We start from the raw sequence: 6,989 nt of genomic DNA, 5'->3' as shown, positions 1-6,989 counted from the left end.
TCGCCTTACGGTGGAGCTGTGCGTAGATGTGATCAAGAGACAGGCCGGGCGGCGGTGACGCGGCCCAACACGTCGCGCGTGCCGGCGCGGCGGTGGGTGTCCAGCACGGGTGCCCGGCCGGACCGGAGCGCATCCATGCGCACCGCCTCCGGCCGCATGTCGAGCTCCTCGATGATGGGACCGAGCGGGGGCACGAAGTTCCGCGCGCGGGCGCCGGTGGACCACACCACCTCGACGGTGCGCGCGGTACGGTCGACGGTAACGGGCGCGGCCAGGGCGCGGCAGGCGGCGATCGACTGCCCAGCGATGGGCAGTCGATCGGACAATGGCGTGGCCTCCGGCGCGGGGGAGCCCCCGCCCGGGTCGATCGGCTCTGTCATGGGATGCTCCTTGGGCGGCGCCTTACGGCGCGGCGAAGCCCTGCGCGTTGACGTAGACCTGCGCGCCGGTGGTGATGCAGGCGACGTTCATCGCCGTGGCCGCGGTGCCGCGCAGCGGCGTCGGGAAGGTGATCTCGACCGGCGCCGGCATCGCCGCCGCCAGCAACTGCCGCCAGATCACCGTCGCCCCATCCTTGATCACCACCTCGGTCGCCACCGTCGGATGCGCGTTGCGGAGGTCGATCGAGGTCACGTAGTTGCGGATGCCGGCCGCAGCCGCCGCCCGGAGCACGACGTCGGTGGTAGTGATGATCCCGCCCGCCGCGGCCGCGGTCTGCCAGTCGGCCTCGGGGATGGCATAGGGCTTGGTGACCAGCGCGCCGATCAGCGTCGCCAGCAGATCCACACCACGCGCTGTCGTGACGGCAATCGGGTTGGTCGAGTAGCCAGTGGCGGCCAGCACCGGCACGGCGCCGGCCGTGTTGCGCGCCTGGCCACCCACTGGCGTGACCGCCGGCGGGATGGTGCTGAGCACGTTCACGCCCAGCCCCTGGCCAGCGACGGACTGGCCGCGGCCGGCGGTGATCTCCGTCGTCAGCTCGGCATAGTCGGCGATGGTGACGAACTGGACCCTGATGTCGGTGTTCGAGGCCGGCGCCAGGTTGCGGCTGACCGAGGCCCAGCCGGTGTTGAGATAGGCGCCGGTGAAGGTCGAGCCGACCAGGTCGAAGCTGTTCGCGTCGATCACCGTAATAGTGAAACTGCCATTCGCCCCGGGCACGCCCGACACGTCCGCCACCGTGACCACGTCGTTCGTCGCGAAGCCATGCGCGGCACGGGTGACGCGCACCGCGCCGCCGCCGTTGTTCGCCACCGCCGAGATGCCGTTGATCACCTGCCGGTTCCGCACCCGGATCCGGAACCGATACAGCGCATTCGGCTCGGGAATCTGCTGGTGGCGAACATAGGAGTTCGAGCGCGCTGCCGTGGTGTCGAGCAGCCGGCCGTGGAAGTAGCACTCGTCGTTGGTCGGCTCGATCTCCAGCACGGACCAGCCCGCGGGCGCGGTGGTCGGGATGGTGCTGCCCGAGGCGCTGCCCAGGCGCGGCGCGCCCTCGCTCCCCACCTCGTAGTTGGCGAGCGTCGGGCTGGCGCCATCCAGCCGCCAGGCCGCGGCGCTGCGCCCATCCGGCTGGGCGGTGGTGGGATCGATGCTGACGAGCTCGAGCCACACCGACTGGCCGACGATGCGCTGGCTCATGTTCACCGCCACCATGACCCGCAGCGGGATGGTGAAGGTGGTGCGGCTGGTGAGCGTCAGCTCATCGTCGAGCGTGGTGCCGGTGGAGATGGTGACCGCACCATCCGCCACGGCGTGAGTGATGCCGCCGCCGGTGGCCGCGATCTCCCACCGCGCTGGGTTGATCTCGGTGCCGTTGAAGCTGTCGCGGAACTTCTTCTGCATGCTCTTGATCTTGAGCATGTCGTCGGTCCAGTCGTAGGCGCCTGCGATCATTGGGATGCTCCTGGATTGGGGGCAGCGCCCGCATCCGCACGCGGCGAAGCAGCGCCGGTGGCGGCGATCTCGATGGCGGCGAGCTGAGCGGCGTCCTGGGCGGCGCCCGACTTGGCGACCCGGCGCGGATCGCTGTCGAGCGACAGCCCTGCCTCATCGAGCAGGGCATTGGCCTCGCGGATCATCTCCACCACCTGGCGGAAGTCGTAGCCGAACGCGCCGACCGCCTCGGGCTGCGGCACAAAGCCGGCGCGGACCTGCGCGATCAGCGCGGTGGTATCCTTGAGCGGGTCGATCATCTCGTGCGCCGGCGGGACGTGGGACAGGCCGTCCGGCACCTCAGCGCCCCACAGACCGAGCAGCGCGCCCTGCGCGTGGAAGCGGTCGGCGATCGGCCGCACCAGCATCGGGATGAGCATGCCGTACTGGACCTGCTCGCAGAGGCGGCGGAACTCGATCTTGCCGGCGCGCAGGCTGGAGTAGTTCGCCTGGGTCAGGTCGCCGGCCACCTGATCGTAGGTCAGGCCGGTGCCGACTGCGGAAGCCTCCAGCGCGCGCCGCGCAAAGGCGGCGTGCGACCCACCGCCGGACGGATTCACCACCTCCACCGATCCCATGCCGCGGCGATAGAGGATCATCCCCGGCTCGAAGCTTTCGACCGTGCGGCCCTGGGCGTCCCGCAGCAGCCCCGAGGCCGGCCCGGTCATGGCATCGTCGCCATCCTCGGAGACGACAGCGGCCAGGCAGGCCTCGATCTTGGCCTTCATGAGGAGCGCGGCCTCGTAGTCGCCCAGGTCGCGCAGGCGGGTGAGCACCGGGGCGAGCCAGGAGACGTCGCGCAGCTGGCCAGGCCGGCGCTTGCGATAGATGTGCAGCACGTCGCGGGCCGGGACGCGCTGGCTGCTCAACCAGGTGGCGCCGCCCGGCAGCACCCAGGACGAGCCGGGGTGCACGCGATGCAGCCAATAGCCGACCGGCTCACCGGCCTCGCCCAATCCAATGCCCTGCAGCGTGGGGACGCCCTCAAGGACTCCCTGCCGCGCCGTGTCGAGGTGGTCGCTCTCCAGCACCTGGAGCCGCAGTCCGATCGGGTTCGCGGGCGTGATGTCGGAAGGCAGCAGGCGCACGAAGCATTCGCCGCTCTCGACGACGGCGCGCATGACCAGCGCCTGGAGGCCATAGAGATCGAGCCGGCCCTCGGCGTCGCAGGCGGTGCTGTCGGACCAGCGGCGCCAGGCCTCGGCGTGCGGCTTGTCCGGCCAGCGGGTGGTGATGCCCGCGCCCACCGCGTTGCCGGTCCAGAGATCGACGATGCGGGCGGCGTAGGGGTCGTTGCGCACCGCGTCGCGGGCACGACGCGCCACGGTGGGCGCGGCAGCACCAACCTCGGCCGTGGCGCTGCCGCCGGAGGCCGCCCAGCTGGAGGCGCGGCTGTCCTGCGCTGCGGCATAGCCGCGCAGCGCGTGCCAGGCATCACGGAGCCGGCCCATCACTTGCTGCCCTCGCGAGAGAAGCTGGCGAAGGTGACGCTGGGGCGGCGGGCCGCAGTGTTCTCCGCGGCGTGCAGCACCGACAGCGCGCGGCCAAGCTCGTCGAGGGAGCGGTATTCCACCGTGCGGCCATCGAAGGTCACGCGCGTGGTGCCGCCGGTGAAGGCGGCGGCCAGGACTGCGGCGCGCGTGCCAGCGGGCTGGGCGAGCGCCCAGGCGAGGACAGTCGGGTCCATGATCGTCCTCCTCTCAGCGAAGCCAGCCACTGCGCGGCGCGAGCCAGCCCCGCGGGCGCTGGGTGTCGGATGCGGCTGGCGCAGGTGGTGGCGACTGAGGAGCGACATTCCCAACGGCGGGAAGTTCGCTCGGTAGCAGCGGTGCGTCGGCAATCTGGTCGCGCAGCTGCTGCCAGAAGCGTTCACCGTAGCGGTCGGCACCGAGCAGCCAGAGCGCCGCACGGGCGAGCACCGCGCAGTCCAGCGCCTCGTTGCGCTCCCGCAGCTTGGCCCACTCCTGCCGGGCAAAGCCGCGGCGATCCTTCGTCGTGCGCAGTTGCTCCGCGACCAGCTGCTTGACCCATTCCACCTCGACCGCACGCGGCAGATGTACCCAGCCGGGCGGCCATTCCTCCACGTCGCCACGGCCGAGCCAGAGGCGGCGATAGAGATCGGCCTTCCAGGTCGAGACGGACACGGTCCAGAGTTTCAGACCACGGCGCAGCTTCTGGCCGTTCACCAGCGCATCCACTGGCGTCGGGCCCTGGACCGGCTGCGCCCGGTTCCACCCGTCGATGCCCTTGGTCGGCGCGATGCGTGGATCCCGCAGCCGCCGCAGGTGGCCGTAGACGGCGGCGGTGTCCCGGCCGCCGGTATCGACGCAGAGCCGGGCGATGCGCATCGCGCCACCGCCATGGCGGGGCCAGTCGCGCGCCAGCACCCGAGCCAGTTCGTCCCACGGCTCGCGGTCCCGCGGGCTGCCGGGGATCACCACGTGATCGACGAGCCAGGAGGAGAAGCCCTCCGCCCAGCCCCAGACGTCGCACTCGAGGCGGTCGTCCTGGACGTCCACGCCGGCGGTGAGCACCAGCGCACCGGTGGGCACGACGCCCATCGGAAAATCCTCGCGCCGCTCGACCAGGCGCTCCCAATCCGGGGCCTCGCCCTGCTCCTGCCAGGTCTCGCCGAGGACCGTGTTCTTGAAGGTCTTGATGTCCTCGGGCTTGCCTTGCGCCGCCTCCCAATCCCGGGCGATTTGCTCCCAGGACAGCCAGCCCACCGGCGAGTAGAGCGCGGAGATGTGGAAGCCGATCGTGTGCGGATCCTGGCCCTCGGCCGTCGCCCGCCATTCGCCGCCGCCGAGCATGGCGGTCTTGTCGTGCTCCTGCATCGGATGATCGCACGCGGAGCAGAGATACCGCGCCGTCTCGGGTGCCCCCTTCTCCCAGAGCAGCCGCTCGAAGCGGAGCCACTGCATCTCGCCGCAGGCCGTGCACGGCACGAAGAACCGCCGCTGGTCGGAGGCCAGATACTCCCGCTCGATCCGGCTGCGGCCCGCGATGGTCGGCGTCGAGACCAGGAAGGCCTTGCGGCGCCAGCCGAAGGTGCGGGCACGCGCCTCGGCGAGCGCGATCGGGTCACCCTCACCAGCGACGTCGCCGGGATAGGCGTCGACCTCGTCGAGGAACAGGAACCGCGCCGTCATCGAACGCAGCCCGACCGCGCTGTTCGCACCCGTCAGCACCAGGATGCCGCCAGGGAATTCCTTCGACAGCATGGTGTTGCCGCTGTCCCGCGCCCGCGCCGGGGCAACCCGCTCCCGCAGCGCCGGTGTTTCCTCCAGCAGCGGGTCGATGCGCTGGCGGGAGAAGCGCTTGGCCAGTTCCACGGTCGGCTGCACCGCCAGCGCGGGTGCTGGCACATGGTGCATGATGTAGCCGAGCCAGTTGTTTCCGCTCTCGGTCGCGCCGACCTGCGCGCCCTTCATGAACACGACGCGCCGAGCGGGATGCACCGCGGACAGGGCGTCCATCACGTCCTTCAGGTAGGGCGTGCGGCTGGTCCGCCACGGGCCCGGCTCGGCCGAGGCGCGGCTGCCGAGCATGCGATGGCGCTCGGCCCATTCCGACACGGTGAGCTGCGGCGGCGGCCGGAGCATGGCGCCGACACGCCGGCGCACATGCTCACGGCTGCGGAGCCCGGTCCCCTCCGAGGCCTGCTGGATCGAAGCGATCGGCCGCCTCCGTCAGCAGGTCGTTGATGTGGCTCTGCAGGATGGTCTGCAGCAGATGCGGATCGACGCTGATCTCGGCGGCGATCAGGCCCGAGACGCGGGCCGGCCAGTTCAGCAGCGCGTCACGCATCGTGCTGCCGATCTCGTCGAGCGCGGCATTGGCCTCGGTGACATCGACCAGGCGGCGCTTGGTCTCGTCCAGCGAGAGTCGCTGCGCCTCCACCTTCAGCGCGAGCTGCGCCACTTTAAGCCGGGCGAAGGGCGTGCCCTCGGCGCCGGCGCCGTTGGCCAGGGGCGAGCGGATGGGATCGGCGGTCTCGGTCAGGCGGCGCCGGGTCTTGTCGATGTCCCACTGGCCGTCAGGCTCGCGGGCGATGCGGCCCGCACGTTCGGCCTTGTGGATGGCGGTGTCGCTGACGCCAAGGCGGCGCGCGGCCTCGCGCGTGGAGGCGGTCAGTTCCGGCATGGCGGCGACTCTGCCTCCCATCGCGGAGCCGCGATGGGGGCCCGCAAGCCGCCGCGCGTGATGGCGATGCCGGCATTCTCAGAGGGGACGAAGGGCGCGCTGGCGGGCGGCTTCAAAGGCGGTGATGGCGGCGGACCAGTCCATCGTGGCGCCGTCGCCGAGCATCTGCACCGGCGCGAGGGCCACGCGGCGTCGCGACCAGTAGTTCCCGTCGAGTGTGGCGAGCCAGGCTGCCAGCCCCTGTGCTGCAAGCGCCGCGGCGGCGGCCTCAACCTCGGCTTCGCTGGGCGGCGCGGCGCGGCCCATCGTCACGTGCCGGCCATCCTGCACCAGGATGATCCAGCGTCGCTCCATGGACTTTGGCTTCAGGCTCATCTGCGTCTCCGTCTGGCGGGGCGGGATGCCCTGCGCGTGACGGACGATTCGCGCTGTGTCGGAGCGCAGCCAACTCAATAAAGCGCCGGGAATCTGAATGATCCTCGGCGCTCCTGATGATGTTCGGTAGCGTTGCTGGTGCGCTTCACTCCGCGAGGGCGTAGATGGTGAAGGAGCCCTTTGCGCCGGTCTTGTTCGGGCCGACCATCCGCTCACGCGACTTCACCTCGACCGCGTGGCCCTTCTTCTTCAGCCCAGCGAAGAAACCGCGGACCGTGTGCTGCGCCCAGCCCGTCGCCTCGGCGATCTGCGCGACCGTGGCGCCCTCGGGGCGGCGCAGCATGGCGAGAACCTGCTCCTGCTTCGTGCCCTCCCGAGGCTTGCGCGGCGCGCCGGGCTCGCGCGCGACGCGGGCGGCCTTGCCGGCGAGGGCGGCGCGGAGGGCCTCGATGGCGCGGCTGATCGGGTTGTCGGTCGCGTCCTGCGCCGGGCTGGCGTCCCAGGCGGCCAGAACCGCCGCGGCGGCGGCGCGC

Annotated in this window: 8 protein-coding genes; all 8 read right to left on the bottom strand. The window is 71.3% G+C overall.

Translation table 11 applies throughout. The annotated features are described in order from the left end of the window. Positions 1–32: 32 nt before the first annotated feature. Entirely contained in the window at positions 33–380 is a 348-nt protein-coding gene (locus ROTAS13_RS16380; protein ID WP_253187698.1) for a hypothetical protein, read from the bottom strand. Positions 381–402: 22 nt separating this feature from the next. Then, the gene (locus tag ROTAS13_RS16375; protein WP_075822870.1) at positions 403–1,896 is read right to left on the bottom strand and encodes a ubiquitin-activating E1 FCCH domain-containing protein; all 1,494 of its coding nucleotides are present in this window, start codon (positions 1,894–1,896) and stop codon (positions 403–405) included. Next, positions 1,893–3,386 carry a phage portal protein gene (locus tag ROTAS13_RS16370; protein ID WP_075822869.1) on the bottom strand — a complete coding sequence of 498 codons (1,494 nt, stop codon included), beginning with the start codon at positions 3,384–3,386 and terminating at the stop codon, positions 1,893–1,895. The genes ROTAS13_RS16375 and ROTAS13_RS16370 overlap by 4 nt, the downstream gene beginning before the upstream one ends. Next, positions 3,386–3,622, bottom strand: a complete 237-nt coding sequence (locus ROTAS13_RS16365) for a phage head-tail joining protein (RefSeq protein WP_075822868.1) — start codon at positions 3,620–3,622, stop codon at positions 3,386–3,388. The genes ROTAS13_RS16370 and ROTAS13_RS16365 overlap by 1 nt, the downstream gene beginning before the upstream one ends. A 13-nt stretch (positions 3,623–3,635) precedes the next feature. Then, a complete protein-coding gene (locus ROTAS13_RS16360; protein ID WP_075822871.1) occupies positions 3,636–5,540 on the bottom strand; it encodes a phage terminase large subunit family protein in 1,905 nt (634 codons plus the stop codon). A gap of 25 nt (positions 5,541–5,565) precedes the next feature. Beyond that, entirely contained in the window at positions 5,566–6,081 is a 516-nt protein-coding gene (locus ROTAS13_RS16355; RefSeq protein WP_075822867.1) for a hypothetical protein, read from the bottom strand. Positions 6,082–6,159: 78 nt separating this feature from the next. Beyond that, the gene (locus tag ROTAS13_RS16350; RefSeq protein WP_075822866.1) at positions 6,160–6,456 is read right to left on the bottom strand and encodes a hypothetical protein; all 297 of its coding nucleotides are present in this window, start codon (positions 6,454–6,456) and stop codon (positions 6,160–6,162) included. A gap of 145 nt (positions 6,457–6,601) precedes the next feature. Beyond that, positions 6,602–6,989, bottom strand: a 388-nt coding sequence (locus tag ROTAS13_RS16345; protein ID WP_216348666.1) for a DUF3489 domain-containing protein, incomplete at its 5' end; no start/stop codon positions are given.

The organism is Roseomonas sp. TAS13, assembly GCF_001950415.1.
GTDB lineage: Bacteria > Pseudomonadota > Alphaproteobacteria > Acetobacterales > Acetobacteraceae > Roseomonas > Roseomonas mucosa.
Note: the sequence above shows the minus strand (reverse complement) of the source record. Positions and strands in the feature narration are given on the sequence as shown.

Bases quoted from the DNA above. Each gene is read 5' to 3' on its own strand.
- ROTAS13_RS16360 (WP_075822871.1), bottom strand. From the start codon at position 5,540: ATGCTCCGGCCGCCGCCGCAGCTCACCGTGTCGGAATGGGCCGAGCGC.
- ROTAS13_RS16375 (WP_075822870.1), bottom strand. From the start codon at position 1,896: ATGATCGCAGGCGCCTACGACTGGACCGACGACATGCTCAAGATCAAG.
- ROTAS13_RS16380 (WP_253187698.1), bottom strand. From the start codon at position 380: ATGACAGAGCCGATCGACCCGGGCGGGGGCTCCCCCGCGCCGGAGGCC.
- ROTAS13_RS16370 (WP_075822869.1), bottom strand. From the start codon at position 3,386: ATGGGCCGGCTCCGTGATGCCTGGCACGCGCTGCGCGGCTATGCCGCA.
- ROTAS13_RS16355 (WP_075822867.1), bottom strand. From the start codon at position 6,081: ATGCCGGAACTGACCGCCTCCACGCGCGAGGCCGCGCGCCGCCTTGGC.
- ROTAS13_RS16365 (WP_075822868.1), bottom strand. From the start codon at position 3,622: ATGGACCCGACTGTCCTCGCCTGGGCGCTCGCCCAGCCCGCTGGCACG.
- ROTAS13_RS16350 (WP_075822866.1), bottom strand. From the start codon at position 6,456: ATGAGCCTGAAGCCAAAGTCCATGGAGCGACGCTGGATCATCCTGGTG.